The organism is Pseudomonas sp. Root562 (genome assembly GCF_001427125.1).
Taxonomy (GTDB): domain Bacteria; phylum Pseudomonadota; class Gammaproteobacteria; order Pseudomonadales; family Pseudomonadaceae; genus Aquipseudomonas.
Map to the genome: position 1 here is coordinate 391306 of NZ_LMGK01000023.1, position 19575 is coordinate 410880.

The 19575-nt window shown below is 55.3% G+C and carries 15 protein-coding genes and 4 tRNA genes; all 19 read right to left on the reverse strand.

The window, feature by feature from the left end:
- Window positions 1–119: 119 nt before the first annotated feature.
- On the reverse strand, window positions 120–1313 hold the full coding sequence (tuf, locus tag ASD60_RS21360; RefSeq protein WP_008065716.1) for an elongation factor Tu: 1194 nt from the start codon (window positions 1311–1313) through the stop codon (window positions 120–122).
- Window positions 1314–1343: 30 nt separating this feature from the next.
- Window positions 1344–3449: an elongation factor G gene (fusA, locus tag ASD60_RS21365; RefSeq protein ID WP_046815908.1), complete on the reverse strand. Its 2106-nt coding sequence runs from the start codon at window positions 3447–3449 to the stop codon at window positions 1344–1346.
- 30 nt (window positions 3450–3479) lie between these two features.
- On the reverse strand, window positions 3480–3950 hold the full coding sequence (rpsG, locus tag ASD60_RS21370) for a 30S ribosomal protein S7 (RefSeq protein ID WP_002555493.1): 471 nt from the start codon (window positions 3948–3950) through the stop codon (window positions 3480–3482).
- A 119-nt stretch (window positions 3951–4069) separates the two neighbouring features.
- Window positions 4070–4441, reverse strand: coding sequence for a 30S ribosomal protein S12 (rpsL, locus tag ASD60_RS21375; protein WP_003186084.1), 372 nt, complete (start codon window positions 4439–4441; stop codon window positions 4070–4072).
- 216 nt (window positions 4442–4657) lie between these two features.
- Window positions 4658–8857, reverse strand: coding sequence for a DNA-directed RNA polymerase subunit beta' (rpoC, locus tag ASD60_RS21380; RefSeq protein ID WP_056855885.1), 4200 nt, complete (start codon window positions 8855–8857; stop codon window positions 4658–4660).
- A 64-nt stretch (window positions 8858–8921) separates the two neighbouring features.
- A complete protein-coding gene (rpoB, locus tag ASD60_RS21385; protein ID WP_056855886.1) occupies window positions 8922–12995 on the reverse strand; it encodes a DNA-directed RNA polymerase subunit beta in 4074 nt (1357 codons plus the stop codon).
- A 220-nt stretch (window positions 12996–13215) separates the two neighbouring features.
- Entirely contained in the window at window positions 13216–13581 is a 366-nt protein-coding gene (gene rplL, locus ASD60_RS21390; RefSeq protein WP_056855887.1) for a 50S ribosomal protein L7/L12, read from the reverse strand.
- A gap of 75 nt (window positions 13582–13656) precedes the next feature.
- Complete coding sequence (gene rplJ / locus ASD60_RS21395) at window positions 13657–14157, reverse strand: 50S ribosomal protein L10 (RefSeq protein WP_007970413.1); 501 nt, start codon at window positions 14155–14157, stop codon at window positions 13657–13659.
- Window positions 14158–14355: 198 nt separating this feature from the next.
- The gene (gene rplA / locus ASD60_RS21400; protein ID WP_008041297.1) at window positions 14356–15051 is read right to left on the reverse strand and encodes a 50S ribosomal protein L1; all 696 of its coding nucleotides are present in this window, start codon (window positions 15049–15051) and stop codon (window positions 14356–14358) included.
- Window positions 15051–15482 carry a 50S ribosomal protein L11 gene (rplK, locus tag ASD60_RS21405; RefSeq protein ID WP_007933726.1) on the reverse strand — a complete coding sequence of 144 codons (432 nt, stop codon included), beginning with the start codon at window positions 15480–15482 and terminating at the stop codon, window positions 15051–15053. The genes rplA and rplK overlap by 1 nt, the downstream gene beginning before the upstream one ends.
- A 117-nt stretch (window positions 15483–15599) precedes the next feature.
- On the reverse strand, window positions 15600–16133 hold the full coding sequence (gene nusG, locus ASD60_RS21410) for a transcription termination/antitermination protein NusG (RefSeq protein WP_007933727.1): 534 nt from the start codon (window positions 16131–16133) through the stop codon (window positions 15600–15602).
- 9 nt (window positions 16134–16142) lie between these two features.
- Window positions 16143–16511, reverse strand: coding sequence for a preprotein translocase subunit SecE (secE, locus tag ASD60_RS21415; RefSeq protein WP_007896620.1), 369 nt, complete (start codon window positions 16509–16511; stop codon window positions 16143–16145).
- Between the two features lie 45 nt (window positions 16512–16556).
- Window positions 16557–16632, reverse strand: a tRNA-Trp gene (locus ASD60_RS21420).
- Window positions 16633–16806: 174 nt separating this feature from the next.
- A tRNA-Thr gene (locus ASD60_RS21425) sits at window positions 16807–16882 on the reverse strand.
- A gap of 26 nt (window positions 16883–16908) precedes the next feature.
- Window positions 16909–16982: transfer RNA gene (locus tag ASD60_RS21430), tRNA-Gly, on the reverse strand.
- A 23-nt stretch (window positions 16983–17005) separates the two neighbouring features.
- A tRNA-Tyr gene (locus ASD60_RS21435) sits at window positions 17006–17090 on the reverse strand.
- Between the two features lie 143 nt (window positions 17091–17233).
- A complete protein-coding gene (locus ASD60_RS21440) occupies window positions 17234–17686 on the reverse strand; it encodes a hypothetical protein (protein ID WP_056855888.1) in 453 nt (150 codons plus the stop codon).
- A 7-nt stretch (window positions 17687–17693) separates the two neighbouring features.
- Window positions 17694–18443, reverse strand: coding sequence for a pantothenate kinase (locus tag ASD60_RS21445; protein ID WP_056855889.1), 750 nt, complete (start codon window positions 18441–18443; stop codon window positions 17694–17696).
- A complete protein-coding gene (gene birA / locus ASD60_RS21450; protein WP_056855890.1) occupies window positions 18433–19392 on the reverse strand; it encodes a bifunctional biotin--[acetyl-CoA-carboxylase] ligase/biotin operon repressor BirA in 960 nt (319 codons plus the stop codon). Before birA ends, ASD60_RS21445 begins: the two co-directional genes overlap by 11 nt.
- Between the last annotated feature and the right edge of the window lie 183 nt (window positions 19393–19575).

Here is a 19575-nt window from a genome sequence, read left to right on the forward strand (position 1 = left end):
ATACGCCCGTTAAAAGGAGGCGCAATTCTATAGACGCCCCAGATAGGTGTCAACCCAATAAAAAAGCCCCCGCTGAGCGGGGGCTTTCTCAAAGCATCAAAGCCATCTCAAAAAAGAGATTACTCGATGATTTTGGCTACAACACCAGCACCAACGGTACGGCCGCCTTCACGGATAGCGAAGCGCAGACCGTCTTCCATTGCGATGGTTTTGATCAGGGTAACAGTCATCTGAATGTTGTCACCTGGCATTACCATTTCAACGCCTTCTGGCAGCTCGCAGTTACCGGTCACGTCAGTAGTACGGAAGTAGAACTGTGGACGGTAGCCTTTGAAGAACGGAGTGTGACGACCGCCTTCTTCCTTGCTCAGAACGTAAACTTCTGCGGTGAACTTGGTGTGCGGCTTAACCGAACCCGGCTTAACCAGAACCTGACCACGCTCAACGTCGTCACGCTTGGTGCCACGCAGCAGAACGCCGCAGTTCTCGCCAGCACGACCTTCGTCGAGCAGCTTGCGGAACATCTCAACACCGGTGCAGGTGGTGGTGGTGGTGTCACGCAGACCAACGATTTCCAGTGCATCTTGAACGCGAACGATACCGCGCTCGATACGACCAGTCACAACAGTACCACGACCCGAGATCGAGAATACGTCTTCGATTGGCATCAGGAATGGCTTGTCGATAGCACGCTCTGGCTCTGGGATGTAGGTGTCCAGAGTCTCAACCAGCTTACGAACGGCAGTGGTGCCCATTTCGTTGTCGTCTTTGCCTTCCAGCGCCATACGAGCAGAACCGATGATGATCGGAGTGTCGTCGCCTGGGAAGTCATAGGTGGACAGCAGGTCGCGAACTTCCATCTCAACCAGTTCCAGCAGCTCAGCGTCGTCTACCAGGTCAGCCTTGTTCAGGAAAACCACGATGTACGGAACGCCTACCTGACGGGACAGCAGGATGTGCTCACGGGTTTGTGGCATCGGACCATCGGCGGCCGAGCAAACCAGGATCGCGCCGTCCATCTGGGCAGCACCGGTGATCATGTTCTTCACGTAGTCAGCGTGACCTGGGCAGTCAACGTGAGCGTAGTGACGAATGTTCGAGTTGTACTCGACGTGCGCGGTGTTGATGGTGATACCACGAGCCTTTTCTTCTGGCGCGCTGTCGATCTTGTCGAATTCAACTACGGCCGAACCGAAAACTTCGGAGCAGACGCGAGTCAGAGCAGCGGTCAGAGTGGTTTTACCGTGGTCAACGTGACCGATGGTGCCAACGTTGACGTGCGGTAGGGAACGATCAAATTTTTCTTTAGCCACGACAATTAACTCCTTGCCTAAAGGACTGAATCAGCCTTGTTTTTTGGTAACGGTTTCGACGATGTGCGACGGAGCCGTATTGTATTTTTTGAATTCCATAGAGTAGCTTGCGCGACCCTGGGACATCGAACGAACGTCGGTCGCATAACCGAACATCTCGCCCAACGGAACTTCAGCACGGATAACCTTACCGGAAACCGTATCTTCCATACCCAGGATCATGCCGCGACGACGGTTAAGGTCGCCCATCACGTCACCCATATAGTCTTCAGGCGTAACAACCTCTACCGCCATGATCGGCTCGAGCAACTCACCACCGCCCTTCTGGGCCAGTTGCTTGGTCGCCATGGAAGCAGCCACCTTAAACGCCATCTCGTTCGAGTCGACGTCGTGGTAAGAACCATCAAACACGGTAGCCTTCAGGCCGATCAGCGGATAGCCGGCAACAACACCGTTCTTCATCTGCTCTTCGATACCCTTCTGGATAGCCGGGATGTATTCCTTAGGAACCACACCACCCACTACTTCGTTCAGGAATTGCAGACCTTCCTGACCTTCGTCAGCAGGTGCAAAACGAATCCAGCAGTGACCGAACTGGCCACGACCGCCGGACTGACGAACGAACTTGCCTTCGATTTCGCAGCTCTTCGTGATGCGCTCACGATAGGAAACCTGAGGCTTACCGATGTTGGCTTCGACGTTGAACTCACGGCGCATCCGGTCAACCAGGATGTCCAGGTGCAACTCGCCCATGCCAGAGATGATCGTTTGACCAGTCTCTTCATCAGTTTTGACGCGGAAAGACGGGTCTTCCTGAGCAAGTTTGCCCAGAGCGATACCCATTTTTTCCTGGTCATCCTTGGTTTTAGGCTCTACGGCAACCGAAATAACCGGCTCCGGGAAGTCCATGCGAACCAGGATGATTGGCTTGTCAGCGTTGCAGAGGGTTTCACCAGTGGTGACGTCCTTCATGCCGATCAGGGCCGCGATGTCACCAGCGCGTACTTCCTTGATCTCTTCGCGGGCGTTTGCGTGCATTTGCACCATACGACCCACGCGCTCTTTCTTGCCTTTAACCGAGTTGATCACGCCGTCGCCGGAGGCCAACACGCCCGAGTAAACTCGAACGAAGGTCAAGGTACCCACGAATGGGTCGGTAGCGATCTTGAACGCCAGAGCCGAGAACGGCTCGTTGTCGTCTGCGTGACGCTCCATCTGCTTTTCCTCGTCATCCGGGTCAGTACCCTTGATGGCAGGAATGTCAGTTGGTGCAGGCAGGTAGTCGATAACGGCGTCGAGAACCAGGGGAACACCCTTGTTCTTGAAGGAAGAACCGCAAACAGCCAGAACGATCTCACCAGCGATGGTACGCTGACGCAGAGCGGCCTTGATTTCCTCGATGGAGAGCTCTTCGCCTTCGAGGTACTTGTTCATCAGCTCTTCGCTGGCTTCGGCCGCAGCCTCAACCATGTTGCTGCGCCACTCTTCAGCCAGCTCCTGCAGTTCAGCAGGGATAGCTTCGCGACGTGGAGTCATGCCCTTGTCAGCATCGTTCCAGTAAACCGCTTCCATGGTCATCAGATCGATCTGACCCTGGAAGTTGTCTTCGGAACCGATAGCCAACTGGATCGGCACCGGAGTGTGACCCAGGCGCTGCTTGATCTGAGCGATCACGCGCAGGAAGTTCGCGCCGGCACGGTCCATCTTGTTCACGTAAACGATACGTGGAACACCGTACTTGTTGGCTTGACGCCATACGGTTTCGGACTGAGGCTCAACGCCGGAAGTACCACAGAACACAACGACAGCGCCGTCGAGTACACGCAGGGAACGCTCAACTTCAATAGTGAAGTCTACGTGACCCGGGGTATCGATGACGTTGAAGCGGTATTGGTCCTTGTGCTGCTTCGCAGAACCCTGCCAGAAGGCGGTAATAGCAGCAGAAGTAATGGTAATACCACGCTCCTGCTCCTGAACCATCCAGTCTGTGGTCGCGGCGCCGTCATGCACCTCGCCCATCTTGTGACTTTTGCCAGTGTAAAAAAGGACGCGCTCGGTGGTGGTGGTTTTACCAGCATCCACGTGAGCAACGATACCAATGTTACGGTAGCGATTAATCGGTGTAGTACGAGCCATAAAGCCCTCGCAAAATTAGTGACGCTAAAATTAGAAGCGGTAGTGCGAGAAAGCTTTGTTAGCTTCAGCCATACGGTGCACGTCTTCACGCTTCTTAACTGCAGCACCTTTACCTTCGGCAGCGTCCAACAGTTCGCCAGCCAAACGCAGAGCCATAGACTTCTCGCCGCGCTTGCGAGCGAAGTCTACCAACCAGCGCATTGCCAGAGCGTTACGACGGGACGGACGAACTTCAACCGGAACCTGGTAAGTAGCACCGCCTACACGGCGCGACTTTACTTCGACCAGCGGAGCGATGGCGTCGAGAGCTTTCTCGAAGATTTCCAGGGGGTCGCTGTTCTTGCGTTCTTTAACCTTTTCCAGCGCGCCATAAACGATACGCTCGGCAACGGCTTTCTTGCCGCTTTCCATCACGTGATTCATGAACTTGGCCAGGATTTGGCTTCCGTATTTTGGATCGTCAAGCACTTCGCGCTTGGCTGCTACGCGTCTTCTTGGCATGGATAAGCCCTCAAACGGTCTTCAGGTTCGCTCGGAATTGGTGCCCTATCAGGGACGCCTCCGACCTTACTCTTATCGACTCAGAAAAATAGAAATCAGTTTTTTGCAGCAAGCGACCATTACTTCGGACGCTTGGTACCGTACTTCGAACGACCCTGGTTACGACCCTTAACGCCGGAAGTATCCAAAGAACCGCGAACGGTGTGGTAACGAACACCTGGCAAGTCTTTTACACGACCGCCGCGGATCAGTACCACGCTGTGCTCTTGCAGGTTGTGGCCTTCACCGCCGATGTACGAGGAAACCTCGAAACCGTTGGTCAGACGCACACGGCATACTTTACGCAGTGCCGAGTTAGGTTTTTTCGGCGTAGTGGTATACACACGGGTGCACACGCCACGACGTTGCGGGCAGTTCTGCAGCGCAGGCACGTCGGATTTCTCGACGATACGCTTACGCGGCTGACGTACCAGCTGGTTGATAGTTGCCATCTACTAGCTCCACTGTTGTCTTGCGACGCTATTGTCTTGCAAGAAAAGCAAAATGGCAGGAACGAATCCCCGCCAAATTTAGGGGTACAAGAGTCTAAAGAGGATCTTGTCCCCAGTCAAGGCAAGGCCCCGACCTCCCCGCCCATCCAACCTCGACAAATTGTCGCGATTCGATGAACGGAGCTGCCAGGGCCTTACGCTCATTTATCGCAGAACTCAGTTACCGCTAGAGTTCAGCGCTTCGGTCAGTGCAGCTTCCACTTCACTGGCGCTTACGCGCAACGGCTTGTCGGCATCACGACGACGCTTACGCTCGCTGTGATAAGCCAGGCCGGTACCAGCCGGGATCAGACGACCCACGACCACGTTTTCTTTCAGGCCGCGCAGGTAGTCGCGCTTGCCGGTTACCGCCGCTTCGGTCAGTACGCGGGTGGTTTCCTGGAAGGAAGCCGCCGAGATGAACGATTCGGTGGACAACGACGCCTTGGTGATACCCAGCAGAACGCGAGTGAACTTGGAGACAAATTTGTCTTCGTTGCTCAAACGCTCGTTCTCTACCAGAACGTGAGTCAATTCCATCTGGTCGCCCTTGATGAAACTGGAATCGCCGGATTCAGCGATTTCAACTTTACGCAACATCTGACGCAGGATGGTCTCGATGTGCTTGTCGTTGATCTTCACGCCTTGCAGACGGTAAACGTCCTGGATCTCGTTAACAATGTACTTGGCCAGCGCACTCACACCCAGCAGACGCAGGATGTCGTGTGGATCGCTCGGACCGTCGGAGATAACTTCGCCGCGGTTTACCTGTTCGCCTTCGAACACGTTCAGGTGACGCCACTTCGGAATCAGCTCTTCGTACGGATCGCTACCGTCGTTCGGGGTAATGACCAGACGGCGCTTGCCTTTGGTCTCTTTACCGAACGCGATGGTGCCGCTGACTTCAGCCAGAATCGACGCTTCTTTCGGACGACGGGCTTCGAACAAGTCGGCAACACGCGGCAGACCACCGGTGATGTCACGGGTCTTCGAAGTTTCTTGCGGAATACGAGCGATAACATCACCGATCGCGATCTTCGCACCGTCCGCTACACCGACCAGGGCGTTGGCTGGCAGGAAGTACTGAGCGATAACGTCAGTGCCTGGCAGCAACAGATCCTTGCCGTTGTCGTCGACCATCTTCACGGCAGGACGAATGTCCTTGCCGGCAGCTGGACGATCTTTGGCGTCGAGTACTTCAATGTTGGTCATACCGGTCAATTCGTCAGTCTGACGCTTGATCGTGATGCCTTCTTCCATGCCCACGTAGGTCACGGTACCTTTCATTTCGGTAACGATCGGGTGAGTGTGCGGATCCCACTTGGCCACGATTGCGCCAGCGTCGACCTTGTCACCTTCTTTAACCGAAATCACGGCACCGTACGGCAGCTTGTAACGCTCACGCTCACGACCGAAGTCATCAGCGATGGCCAGCTCACCGGAACGGGACACAGCTACCAGGTGACCATCCACGCGCTCAACGTGCTTCAGGTTGTGCAGACGGACGGTACCGCCATTCTTCACCTGAACACTGTCGGCTGCGGAGGTCCGGCTTGCCGCACCACCGATGTGGAACGTACGCATCGTCAACTGGGTACCCGGCTCACCGATCGACTGTGCAGCAATTACGCCGACAGCTTCACCGATGTTCACCTGGTGACCACGAGCCAAGTCACGGCCGTAGCACTTGGCGCAAATGCCGTAGCGGGTTTCGCAGCTGATCGGCGAACGCACGATCACTTCGTCGATGCTGTTCAGCTCGATGAACTCAACCCATTTCTCATCTACCAGGGTGCCGGCAGGAACGATGACGTCCTCGGTACCTGGCTTGAATACGTCACGGGCAATAACACGACCCAATACGCGCTCACCCAGCGGCTCTACAACGTCACCGCCTTCAATGTGCGGAGTCATCAGCAGACCGTGTTCGGTGCCGCAATCGATCTCGGTTACAACCAGATCTTGCGCTACGTCTACCAGACGACGAGTCAGGTAACCGGAGTTCGCGGTTTTCAACGCGGTATCCGCCAGACCTTTACGAGCACCGTGAGTCGAGATGAAGTACTGAAGTACGCTCAAACCTTCACGGAAGTTCGCAGTAATCGGCGTTTCAATGATGGAGCCGTCTGGCTTGGCCATCAGACCACGCATACCGGCCAGCTGACGAATCTGTGCTGCGGAACCCCGCGCACCCGAGTCGGCCATCATGTACATCGAGTTGAAGGATTCCTGGTCGACTTCGACGCCATGACGGTCGATGACTTTCTCTTTCGAGAGGTTGGCCATCATCGCCTTGGAAACTTCGTCGTTCGCCTTGGACCAAAGGTCGATCACTTTGTTGTACTTCTCGCCCTGGGTTACCAGGCCGGAGGCGTACTGACTTTCGATTTCTTTCACTTCGTCGGTGGCAGCACCGATGATGCGGGCTTTTTCATCCGGGATAACGAAGTCGTTAACGCCGATGGAAACGCCGGAAATGGTCGAGTAGGCAAAACCGGTGTACATCAACTGGTCAGCGAAGATCACGGTCTCTTTCAGACCAACCACGCGGTAGCACTGGTTGATCAGCTTGGAGATCGCCTTTTTCTTCATCGGCAGGTTGACGACATCGTACGACAGACCTTTTGGCACAACCTGGAACAACAGCGCACGGCCGACAGTGGTGTCGACGATACGGGTGTTGGTCACGCTGCCGCCATCACGGTCGTTGACGGTTTCGTTGATCCGCACCTTGACCTTGGCGTGCAGTGCGGCTTCGCCGGCACGGAACACACGGTCAACTTCCTGCAGATCCGCGAACACACGACCTTCGCCCTTGGCGTTGATCGCTTCACGAGTCATGTAGTACAGACCCAATACAACGTCCTGCGACGGAACGATGATTGGCTCACCGTTGGCTGGCGACAGAATGTTGTTGGTCGACATCATCAACGCACGCGCTTCGAGCTGGGCTTCCAGCGTCAGCGGTACGTGCACGGCCATTTGGTCGCCGTCGAAGTCGGCGTTGTACGCGGCGCAGACCAGAGGGTGCAGCTGGATAGCCTTACCTTCGATCAGTACCGGTTCGAACGCCTGGATACCCAGACGGTGAAGGGTCGGTGCACGGTTGAGAAGAACCGGGTGTTCGCGAATTACTTCAGCGAGAACGTCCCACACTTCCGGCAGCTCGCGCTCGACCATCTTCTTGGCAGCTTTGATGGTGGTCGCCAGACCACGCATTTCCAGCTTGCCGAAAATGAAAGGCTTGAACAGCTCGAGAGCCATCTTCTTCGGCAGACCGCACTGGTGCAGACGCAGGGTCGGACCTACGGTAATTACCGAACGACCGGAGTAGTCAACACGCTTACCGAGCAAGTTCTGACGGAAACGACCTTGCTTACCCTTGATCATGTCAGCCAGGGATTTCAGAGGACGCTTGTTGGAACCTGTGATAGCGCGGCCACGACGACCGTTGTCGAGCAGTGCGTCAACGGCTTCCTGCAACATACGCTTTTCGTTGCGCACGATGATGTCCGGAGCGGACAGATCCAGCAGGCGCTTCAAACGGTTGTTACGGTTGATCACTCGACGATACAGATCGTTGAGGTCGGAAGTCGCGAAGCGACCGCCATCCAGCGGGACCAGTGGACGCAGATCTGGCGGCAGAACCGGCAGAACGGTCAGCACCATCCACTCTGGCAGGTTGCCGGAACCCTGGAAGGCTTCCATCAACTTCAGACGCTTGGACAGCTTTTTGATTTTGGTTTCGGAGTTGGTTTGCGGAATCTCTTCACGCAGACGGCCAATCTCGTGCTCCAGGTCGATAGCGTGCAGCAGTTCGCGGACAGCCTCGGCACCCATGCGGGCATCGAAATCGTCGCCGAACTCTTCCAGCGCTTCGAAGTACTGCTCGTCGTTCAGCAGCTGACCTTTTTCAAGGGTGGTCATGCCTGGGTCGATAACGACGTAGCTCTCGAAGTAGAGAACGCGCTCGATATCACGCAGGGTCATGTCCATCAGCAAGCCGATACGGGACGGCAGCGATTTCAGGAACCAGATGTGAGCAACAGGCGAGGCCAGTTCGATGTGGGCCATACGCTCACGACGAACTTTTGCCAGCGCGACTTCAACGCCGCACTTCTCGCAGATCACACCGCGGTGCTTCAAGCGCTTGTACTTACCGCACAGGCACTCGTAATCCTTTACCGGGCCAAAGATCTTGGCGCAGAACAGGCCGTCACGCTCAGGTTTGAACGTACGGTAGTTGATGGTTTCCGGCTTTTTAACTTCACCGAACGACCACGAACGGATCATCTCAGGCGATGCCAATCCGATACGGATGGCGTCGAACTCTTCGACTTGACCCTGGTTTTTCAGCAAATTCAGTAGGTCTTTCAAGGCCTTTCCTCCTGGCGGAGCAGAGAGCGGGCAATCCTGCCCCGCTCTCGATTCGCGTCACGTGTTATTCGGTTTCCAGATCGATATCGATGCCGAGGGAACGAATTTCCTTGATCAACACGTTGAAGGACTCGGGCATGCCCGGCTCCATACGGTGATCGCCATCCACGATGTTTTTGTACATCTTGGTACGGCCGTTCACATCGTCCGACTTCACTGTGAGCATTTCTTGCAGAGTGTAAGCGGCACCGTATGCTTCCAGTGCCCAGACCTCCATCTCCCCGAAACGCTGACCACCGAACTGCGCCTTACCACCCAGCGGCTGCTGGGTAACCAGGCTGTACGAACCGGTAGAACGAGCGTGCATCTTGTCGTCTACCAAGTGGTTCAGCTTCAGCATGTACATGTAGCCAACGGTAACCGGGCGCTCGAACTTGTTGCCGGTACGGCCATCGGTCAGCTGCATCTGGCCGCTTTCTGGCAGGTCCGCCAGTTTCAGCATGGCCTTGATTTCGCTTTCCTTGGCGCCGTCGAACACTGGAGTGGCCATCGGAACGCCGCCACGCAGGTTTTGAGCCAGATCCAGGATTTCCTGGTCCGAGAAGTCATCGAGGCTTTCCTGACGACCGCCGATCTCGTTGTAGATCTCGTGCAGGAATTTACGCAGCTCGGCAACTTTACGCTGCTCTTCAACCATACGATTGATCTTCTCGCCCAAACCTTTGGCTGCGAGGCCGAGGTGGGTTTCAAGGATCTGACCGACGTTCATACGCGAAGGTACGCCCAACGGGTTGAGGACAACGTCGACCGGGGTGCCATTGGCATCGTGCGGCATGTCTTCAACTGGCATGATCACGGAGACCACACCTTTGTTACCGTGACGACCGGCCATCTTGTCGCCCGGCTGGATGCGACGACGGATTGCCAGGTAAACCTTGACGATTTTCAGCACGCCTGGAGCCAGGTCATCGCCCTGCTGCAGTTTGCGCTTTTTGTCTTCGAACTTGTCGTCCAGCAGACGGCGACGATCAACGATGTAGGCCTGAGCCTTCTCGAGCTGCTCGTTCAGAGCATCTTCAGCCATGCGCAGTTTGAACCACTGGCCGTGCTCAAGACCGTCGAGTACTTCGTCGGTGATGTCCTGGCCTTTCTTCAGACCGGCACCGCCTTCGGCTTTGTGGCCGACCAGGGCGGAACGCAGACGTTCGAAAGTAGCACCTTCAACGATACGGAACTCTTCGTTCAAGTCCTTGCGGATCTCGTCCAGCTGAGACTTCTCGATCGACAGTGCACGTGCATCGCGCTCAACGCCGTCACGGGTGAAGACCTGTACGTCGATGACAGTACCCTTGGTACCGGTAGGTACACGCAGGGAGGTGTCTTTAACGTCGCTGGCTTTTTCACCGAAGATCGCACGCAGCAGTTTTTCTTCCGGAGTCAGTTGGGTCTCGCCTTTCGGAGTGACCTTACCCACCAGGATGTCGCCTGCGCCTACTTCAGCACCCACGTAAACGATACCGGCTTCGTCCAGCTTGTTCAGTGCGGCTTCACCCACGTTCGGGATGTCCGCAGTGATTTCCTCTGGGCCAAGCTTGGTGTCACGGGCCACACAGGTCAGTTCCTGAATGTGGATCGTGGTGAAACGATCTTCCTGAACAACGCGTTCCGACAGGCAGATGGAGTCTTCGAAGTTGAAGCCGTTCCATGCCATGAAGGCGATGCGCATGTTCTGACCCAGCGCCAGTTCACCCATGTCGGTGGACGGGCCGTCGGCCATGATGTCGCTACGCTGAACCCGATCACCTTTACGCACCAGCGGACGCTGGTTGATGCAGGTGTTCTGGTTGGAGCGGGTGTACTTGGTCAAGTTGTAGATGTCGACACCGGCTTCACCGGTTTCAACTTCGTCATCGGCAACACGAACCACGATACGGCTGGCGTCGACGGAATCGATCACGCCGCCACGACGAGCCACGACGCAAACGCCGGAGTCACGGGCTACGTTACGCTCCATGCCGGTACCTACCAGCGGCTTGTCAGCACGCAGGGTCGGTACAGCTTGACGCTGCATGTTCGAACCCATCAACGCACGGTTGGCGTCGTCGTGCTCGAGGAACGGAATCAGCGACGCAGCAACCGAAACTACCTGCTTCGGCGATACGTCCATCAAGGTGACGTCTTCCGGCGCCTTGACGGTGAATTCGTTCAAGTGACGAACAGCTACCAGCTCGTCGATCAGGACTTTCTTGTCGTTCATCGTGGCCGAAGCCTGAGCGATCACGTGATCAGCTTCTTCGATGGCGGACAGGAACACGATCTCGTCGGTGACCAGTGCATCTTTCACCACACGGTACGGGCTCTCGAGGAAGCCGTACTGGTTGGTGCGCGCATAGGCAGCCAGGGAGTTGATCAGACCGATGTTCGGACCTTCCGGCGTTTCGATCGGGCAAACACGACCGTAGTGAGTCGGGTGTACGTCACGAACTTCAAAGCCGGCACGCTCACGAGTCAAACCGCCAGGGCCGAGTGCAGAAACACGGCGCTTGTGGGTGATCTCGGACAACGGGTTGTTCTGGTCCATGAACTGCGACAGCTGGCTCGAACCGAAGAACTCTTTCACCGCCGCAGCCACTGGCTTGGCGTTGATCAGATCCTGCGGCATCAGGCCTTCGCTTTCTGCCATCGACAGACGCTCTTTAACCGCACGCTCAACACGCACCAGGCCAACGCGGAACTGGTTCTCGGCCATTTCGCCTACGCAGCGAACACGACGGTTACCCAGGTGGTCGATATCATCGACGATGCCTTTACCGTTACGGATGTCGACCAGAGTCTTCAGAACCGCGACGATGTCTTCTTTGCACAGCACGCCCGAACCTTCGATCTCGGTACGACCGATACGACGGTTGAACTTCATCCGGCCGACCGCAGACAGGTCATAGCGCTCAGGGCTGAAGAACAGGTTGTTGAACAGAGTCTCGGCAGCGTCTTTGGTTGGCGGCTCGCCAGGACGCATCATGCGATAGATCTCGACCAGCGCTTCCAGTTGGTTGCTGGTGGAGTCGATCTTCAGCGTATCGGAGACGAACGGACCGCAGTCGATGTCGTTGGTGTACAGAGTTTCGATGCGAACAACGCCGGCCTTGGCGATTTTCGCCAGGATCTCGGTGTTCAGCTCGGTGTTGCACTCTGCCAGGATTTCGCCGGTAGCCGGGTGCACGATGACCTTGGCGGTAGTGCGACCCAGGACGTAGTCCAGTGGCACTTCCAGCTCTTTGATCCCGGCCTTTTCCAGCTGGTTGATGTGGCGAGCGGTGATACGACGACCTTGCTCGACAATAACCTTGCCTTTGTCGTCCTGGATGTCCAGAACCGCGATTTCACCGCGCAGACGCTGAGGTACCAGTTCCAGGCTCAGGTTCTCGCCTTTCACATGGAACACGTTGGTGGTGTAGAACGCGTCCAGCACTTCCTCGGTGGTATAGCCGAGCGCGCGCAGCAGTACCGATGCAGGCAGCTTGCGACGACGGTCGATACGCACGAACACGCAGTCTTTCGGGTCGAACTCGAAGTCCAGCCACGAACCGCGGTAAGGAATGATGCGCGCGGAGTACAGCAGTTTACCGGAGCTGTGCGTCTTGCCACGGTCGTGGTCGAAGAACACGCCCGGGGAACGGTGCAGCTGGGAAACGATTACACGCTCGGTACCGTTGATTACGAAGGTACCGTTCTCAGTCATCAGGGGGATTTCACCCATGTAGACTTCTTGCTCTTTGATGTCCTTGATCGCTTTGTTCGACGATTCTTTGTCGAAAATGATCAGGCGCACTTTTACCCGCAAAGGTACGGCGTAAGTTACACCGCGCAATACGCATTCTTTGACATCAAATGCCGGTTCGCCCAGACGATATCCGACGTACTCCAGCGCAGCATTGCCGGAGTAGCTGATGATCGGGAAAACGGATTTGAAGGCCGCATGCAGGCCCACGTCGCGGAACTGATCTTTAGTCGCTCCCGCTTGCAAGAATTCACGATACGAATCCAGCTGGATGGCCAGGAGGTACGGCACATCCATGACGTCCGGCAACTTGCTAAAGTCCTTGCGGATACGTTTTTTCTCAGTATATGAGTAAGCCATCAGCGTTCCCCAGCTTGGTCACCTGCTTGTTTGGCCCCTCCCGACGGGAGCAGCCAGAAAATCGTGCAAACCCCATGGTTTGCGCCACCGCATCGGGTGGTTACAGCACGTTATCAGCACCGACCCAGTCGGCTGCCAATAACGGAAAAAGGCCGGTGGCAAGAGCCACCAGCCATCAGCCTGTCGCTTAACGCTCGGGCTGGAGGAGCAAAGTCGATGCTTACTTCAGCTCGACTTTAGCGCCTGCTTCTTCCAGAGCTGCTTTGGCTTTGTCAGCTGCGTCTTTGGCAACAGCTTCCAGAACCATGGCAGGAGCGCCGTCAACTACAGCCTTGGCTTCTTTCAGGCCCAGACCGGTCAGTTCACGTACTGCCTTGATCACGTTAACTTTCTTCTCGCCAGCTTCGGTCAGCATGACGTTGAATTCAGTTTGCTCTTCAACAACGGCAGCAGCAGCAGCTGGACCAGCCGATGCAGCAGCAGCAGTAACGCCGAATTTTTCTTCGAAAGCTTTGATCAGCTCAACAACTTCCATTACGGACATGTTGCCAACTGCTTCAAGGATATCGTTCTGAGAGATAGACATGAATCTAATTCCTGATATTGGGGACGGCCTACGCGACCATCGAAAAAAACAAAAAACGCGAGAAGTTGACGAGCCTTAGGCTGCAGCAGCTTCTTTCTGGTCGCGAATTGCCGCCAGAGTACGAGCCAATTTGCTGGTAGCGCCTTGAATCACGCTCATCAGCTGAGAAATTGCTTCGTCACGGGTCGGCAGAGTTGCCAGTACGTCGATTTGGTTAGCTGCGAGGAACTTGCCCTCGAACGCAGCTGCCTTGATCTCGAACTTGTCCTGACCCTTTGCGAACTCTTTGAAGATCCGGGCAGCAGCGCCTGGATGTTCCTTGGAGAATGCAATCAGGGTAGGGCCGGTGAACACGTCGTTGAGGACACTGAATTCAGTGTCAGCAACAGCGCGCTTGAGCAGGGTGTTACGTACAACACGTACGTAAACGCCAGCTTCACGAGCCTCTTTACGGAGTCCGGTCATCGCGCCTACTGTTACGCCACGGGCATCAGCCACGACAGCGGACAGAGCGACTTTGGCAGCCTCGTTGACTTCAGCGACGATGGCCTTCTTGTCTTCGAGTTTAATTGCCACGGGTTTAACTCCTGCTTGTTACCGTTTCATCTGGTCGAAACCGGATGTCGTTTTGGTGTCTGATTCGGTAAGGAACCGGGAGCACCATCTGCGTAGGCTTGTGGTTTAAGACTTGCGTCGCCTACGGTCTTGGATAGCCCCCGCCAGGCAGGGACCCCAATTTTTCAATTGGCGCAATCGCTTGCGCCAATCTGTGTCTTACGCGTCGAGCGAGCTTTGGTCGATGACCAGACCTGGGCCCATAGTGGTGCTCAGGGTAACGCGCTTGACGTAGATGCCTTTCGAGGAAGCTGGCTTGATACGCTTCAGATCAGCGATCAGGGCTTCAACGTTTTCCTTCAGCTTGACGGCGTCGAAGCCGATCTTGCCAACGGAAGTGTGAATGATGCCGTTTTTGTCGGTGCGATAACGAACCTGACCAGCCTTGGCGTTTTTAACCGCGGTAGCTACGTCTGGAGTTACGGTGCCGACTTTAGGGTTAGGCATCAGGCCACGTGGACCGAGGATCTGACCCAACTGACCCACAACGCGCATTGCATCCGGGGAGGCAATAACTACGTCATAGTTCAGGTCGCCGCCTTTCATTTCGGCAGCCAGGTCGTCCATGCCTACGCGGTCAGCGCCGGCAGCCAGAGCGGCTTCAGCAGCTGGACCCTGGGTGAACACAGCAACGCGAACGGTCTTGCCAGTGCCGTGTGGCAGCACAGTAGCGCTACGAACAACCTGGTCGGATTTACGCGGGTCAACACCCAGGTTCACAGCAACGTCAAACGACTCGCTGAACTTGACAGTCGACAGCTCAGCCAGCAGGGCAGCAGCGTCTACAAAGTTGTAGGACTTGCCTGCTTCGATTTTGCCGGCGATAGCCTTTTGACGCTTGGTCAGCTTAGCCATTACACACCCTCCACGTTAAGGCCCATGCTACGAGCAGAACCGGCGATGGTACGCACGGCTGCTTCCATATCAGCTGCAGTCAGATCCGCGTTTTTGGTTTTCGCGATTTCTTCCAGCTGAGCACGAGTTACAGTGCCAACCTTAACGGTGTTCGGACGAGCGGAACCGCTGGTCAGACCGGCCGCCTTCTTCAGCAGAACCGAAGCAGGGGTGGATTTGGTTTCGAAAGTGAAGCTACGGTCGCTGTAGACAGTGATGATCACTGGAGTCGGCAGACCTGGCTCAAGACCCTGAGTACGGGCGTTGAAAGCCTTGCAGAATTCCATGATGTTCACGCCGTGCTGACCCAGAGCAGGACCAACAGGTGGGCTTGGGTTAGCCTGAGCGGCCTTCACTTGCAGCTTGATGTAAGCGGTAATCTTCTTGGCCATGAGGCACTCCAATTACGGGTTCAAACGCCTCGAAAGGCTCCCCGGTTACTTGCGCGTTTATCCCAGTGACGACAAAACCCCACAGCCTAAGGCTGCGGGGTTGGGATGCTTGCTCAGCTAGACCTTCTCGACCTGACTGAACTCCAACTCTACCGGAGTAGAGCGTCCGAAAATGAGCACCGCGACCTGGATCCGGCTCTTCTCGTAGTTAACCTCTTCGACCGTGCCAGTGAAATCGGCAAACGGACCGTCGTTAACACGTACCGACTCGCCCGGCTCGAACAAGGTCTTCGGCTTAGGCTTATCGCTACCGTCAGCGACGCGTCGCAGAATCGCTTCCGCTTCTTTATCAGTAATCGGTGCCGGCTTATCAGCAGTACCGCCAATAAAACCCATCACCCGAGGAGTATCCTTGACCAAGTGCCAAGTACCCTCGTTCATATCCATCTGGACCAGCACATAGCCAGGGAAGAACTTGCGCTCGCTTTTGCGCTTCTGGCCGTTACGCATCTCAACCACTTCTTCAGTGGGAACCAGAATCTCGCCGAAGCCATCTTCCATGCCAGCCAGCTTTACACGCTCGATCAACGAACGCATGACATGCTTCTCGTAACCCGAGTAAGCATGCACAACATACCAACGCTTAGCCACGGGACACCCTTAGCCGACAATCAAGGAGACAAGCCAGCCGAGCAGGGAATCAAGACCCCACAACAGCAACGCCATAACCAGGACAACAGCCACAACGATCAACGTGGTCTGCGTGGTTTCTTGGCGAGTTGGCCATACGACTTTACGAATCTCGGTACGCGCTTCCTTTACCAGTACAAAGAAAGACTTGCCCTTAACTGTCTGCAGGCCTACAAAGGCAGCTACAGCAGCAATCACAAGCAATGCGAGTACGCGGTACAGGATCGGCGAAGCAGAGTAATACTGATTACCAACAACGCCAACAACCACCAAAGCGACTACCACTAGCCACTTGAGCAGATCGAAGCGAGAGCCTTGAGCTTCAGCTTTAGGAGTCATCTATGAAGATCCTGTGAAAAGAAAGCCAGACACACCGAGTGAATCTGGCAGGTCAGGAGGGAATCGAACCCCCAACCTACGGTTTTGGAGACCGTCGCTCTGCCAATTGAGCTACTGACCTAAAACAAAATCAGGCCGACCATTATGCCGGCCCGAAGAAGACTTTACAACATTTTAACTCTGCGACCCAGGTGACGGCTTCCACACAAGCTAGCTAAAAAACCTTGCGAAGCAACCGACTGCAACCTGAAGCCCTTAAAACAAAGGCAGATATTTTCATATCTGCCTTGTTATATGGAGCTCTTGAGCGGATTTGAACCGCTGACCTCACCCTTACCAAGGGTGTGCTCTACCAACTGAGCTACAAGAGCGAAACACTGTGCAAAACCTGTAAACTTGGAGCGGGTAGCGGGAATCGAACCCGCATCATCAGCTTGGAAGGCTGAGGTTCTACCACTAAACTATACCCGCGAGGCTTACAGCTCTCGCTAAAATGGTGGAGGGGGAAGGATTCGAACCTTCGAAGTCGTAGACGTCAGATTTACAGTCTGATCCCTTTGGCCGCTCGGGAACCCCTCCTAAGCGAGCCGGCATTCTACATCATGCCAGCCTTCTGTCAAGCATTTTTCTCATTAAAAACCTGAGGTTAGCTGCGTTGACCTCGCTCCACGCCGTTGACCGTTTCCGGTGTTCGCTGTGGAGCGGGCGCCATTCTATGCAAACTATTCGAAGGGTGCAACCCCCTCGCAAGGCATTATTTTATGTTTTAACTCATTGAATTCTTTAGAAAGGTTTATCAGCTGCAGATCATCCAGCCAGCGCCGGCTCTCCGGGGCCACGCGCAACCAATAACCCGCTGATTCAGCGCTACCTCGAGGCAAGGCCTGAAACCTGACCTCCATACCTGTCAGTCTTCGTTCAAGCCCCTGAGCAACATCCTGGCGCGCAAAACCACCTACATAAAGACAGTTTGAGTCCACCTGGACCGCTTTCTCTTTCTCTTTCTCTTTATCTTTAGACGCGACTTCGGTCTCGCTCAACAGCCGGATATCGTGCTGCGAACCTCGATACAAACTCAAAGGCGTTACGTCCTTCGCGCGCAGCGGAGCCTCTTGTTGATGCCAAATGTAATAAAACACATTGAGAACAAGCAGCAGCAAAAACAACCAACGCATAAGTACCTCAGGCTAAAGGGCACGCCATCGCCAAACCGACAAACACCAGATCCGGAACCACCCTGGCTTCAGGCACCACTTCGGAGACCAGAGCTGCATCACCACCCGTTAGGAAAACCGCATAATCGTCACCCCAACGCTCCCGCGCCAGTCCGAGCTGCGTCAACACGAACCCCCGCAGCATCAACAGGCAACCGCGCTCGACAGCCTCAACCGTTGTACGCCCTGGCTCGAGACTTTCCAATGCACGTTCAGCCGCAAGATCACCGTAACGAATTTTGCGAGTATGCGTGCGAAGTTGATTTCGCATCAATGGCATACCGGGGCATATGAACCCACCGAGATGCCCCCCATCCGCCGCAACGAAATCGGCTGTGACCGCAGTACCGAAATCCAACACAAGGCACGCCCCAGCCGCCAAATGAAACCCTCCAAGCAGGGCGAGCCAGCGGTCGAGACCCAGCTTCTCGAACTCTTCATAACCGTTTCGAACGCCGGACATTTCCCGGGCAGGCGAAGCACAAACGACCGATACGCCGAAGGATTCCTTCAAGAGAGAGACCAACAGCCCGGTCTCCTCTTGAGTCCTCACGCTGACCAGCCGACAGCGCTTGAGAGCCAGTCCCTCGAGTAGATTCAAGTCCGCGAGCAAAGCAAGATCCGAATCAACAACCCCGCCACCCACCACCACCCGGGCATTCGATTCGAGCACACGCCACTTGATAAAACTGTTTCCGCAGTCGAGCTCAAGAATCATTGCGCAACCTCAGGCTCAGCTCACCACCACTAAAGACTTTTTCCACACCGCCTACCTTCAAGCGCAGAGCCCCCTGATTATCGATCCCCAGCACCTCGCCATCTATTTGATTTACGCCCGCAATCAATGACACAGCGCGCCCCTGCCACAAGTGATGCTGCTCCCACTCAGCCTGGATGGAAGAAAAGCCTGTGGCCTGATGGCGAGCAAGGTACCTCTGCAGCATCACACCTAGTGTTGCCACCAACTGATTTCGATCAAACATCTTGCCGGACTCCAGTCGCATGGACGTCCATTGCTGATCAACCTCATCGGTCATTTGCATGTTTACATTAATCCCAACACCCAGCACCACATGACAGACATCAGCTGGATCGCCAACCAACTCAAGCAGGATACCGGCAATCTTCTTTTGACCTACCAGAACATCGTTCGGCCACTTCAAACCCGCCTCGGAAACACCAAGCTCACGCAACGCCTGCATGACAGCAAGCCCAACGACAAGACTCAACCCCTCCAGCTGACGCATCCCGCCTTCGATGCGCAGCACCAGGCTAAAGTAAACATTCTCCGCAAATGGACTGACCCACTTACGTCCCCGCCGCCCGCGCCCCGCCGTTTGACGCTCGGCAAGCACCAGAAAGGGCGCGACCTGGAGACGCTCTATCGCTCTCAGAGCCTCGGCATTTGTGGAATCAATTGAATCGAAGACCAGAACAGGCCACTCGCAAGATGGGGCAAGTCTCGCTATCTCAGCAGGATCAAGCAGCGTCAATGGCGCTGCCAATTGATAACCCCGCCCTCGAACTTTATGAATGGACAAACCCAGCTCAGCTTCCAAGTGCTGAAGCTGCTTCCACACAGCACTGCGACTAACACCCAAGGCAGCACCCAGCGCTTGACCTGAATGGAATCGGCCATCTTTAAGAAGCTTTAACAACGTCAGCATGCAAGTCCCGCCTCACAATGAGGCCCGCATGATAGCCACGCCCCGAGCAAATGCATAGAAATCAAGGGAGACGGATTTTCCTGCGGACAAAACAAAACCCCAACTGCTTTCGCAATTGGGGTTTCGGAATTTAATCTTGACGATGACCTACTCTCACATGGGGAAACCCCACACTACCATCGG

Coding starts and splice junctions, on each gene's coding strand:
- fusA (WP_046815908.1), bottom strand. CDS start 3,449: ATGGCTCGTACTACACCGATTAATCGCTACCGTAACATTGGTATCGTT.
- rpsG (WP_002555493.1), bottom strand. CDS start 3,950: ATGCCAAGAAGACGCGTAGCAGCCAAGCGCGAAGTGCTTGACGATCCA.
- rpsL (WP_003186084.1), bottom strand. CDS start 4,441: ATGGCAACTATCAACCAGCTGGTACGTCAGCCGCGTAAGCGTATCGTC.
- rpoB (WP_056855886.1), bottom strand. CDS start 12,995: ATGGCTTACTCATATACTGAGAAAAAACGTATCCGCAAGGACTTTAGC.
- rplL (WP_056855887.1), bottom strand. CDS start 13,581: ATGTCTATCTCTCAGAACGATATCCTTGAAGCAGTTGGCAACATGTCC.
- rplA (WP_008041297.1), bottom strand. CDS start 15,051: ATGGCTAAGCTGACCAAGCGTCAAAAGGCTATCGCCGGCAAAATCGAA.
- rplK (WP_007933726.1), bottom strand. CDS start 15,482: ATGGCCAAGAAGATTACCGCTTACATCAAGCTGCAAGTGAAGGCCGCT.
- secE (WP_007896620.1), bottom strand. CDS start 16,511: ATGACTCCTAAAGCTGAAGCTCAAGGCTCTCGCTTCGATCTGCTCAAG.
- ASD60_RS21440 (WP_056855888.1), bottom strand. CDS start 17,686: ATGCGTTGGTTGTTTTTGCTGCTGCTTGTTCTCAATGTGTTTTATTAC.
- ASD60_RS21445 (WP_056855889.1), bottom strand. CDS start 18,443: ATGATTCTTGAGCTCGACTGCGGAAACAGTTTTATCAAGTGGCGTGTG.
- birA (WP_056855890.1), bottom strand. CDS start 19,392: ATGCTGACGTTGTTAAAGCTTCTTAAAGATGGCCGATTCCATTCAGGT.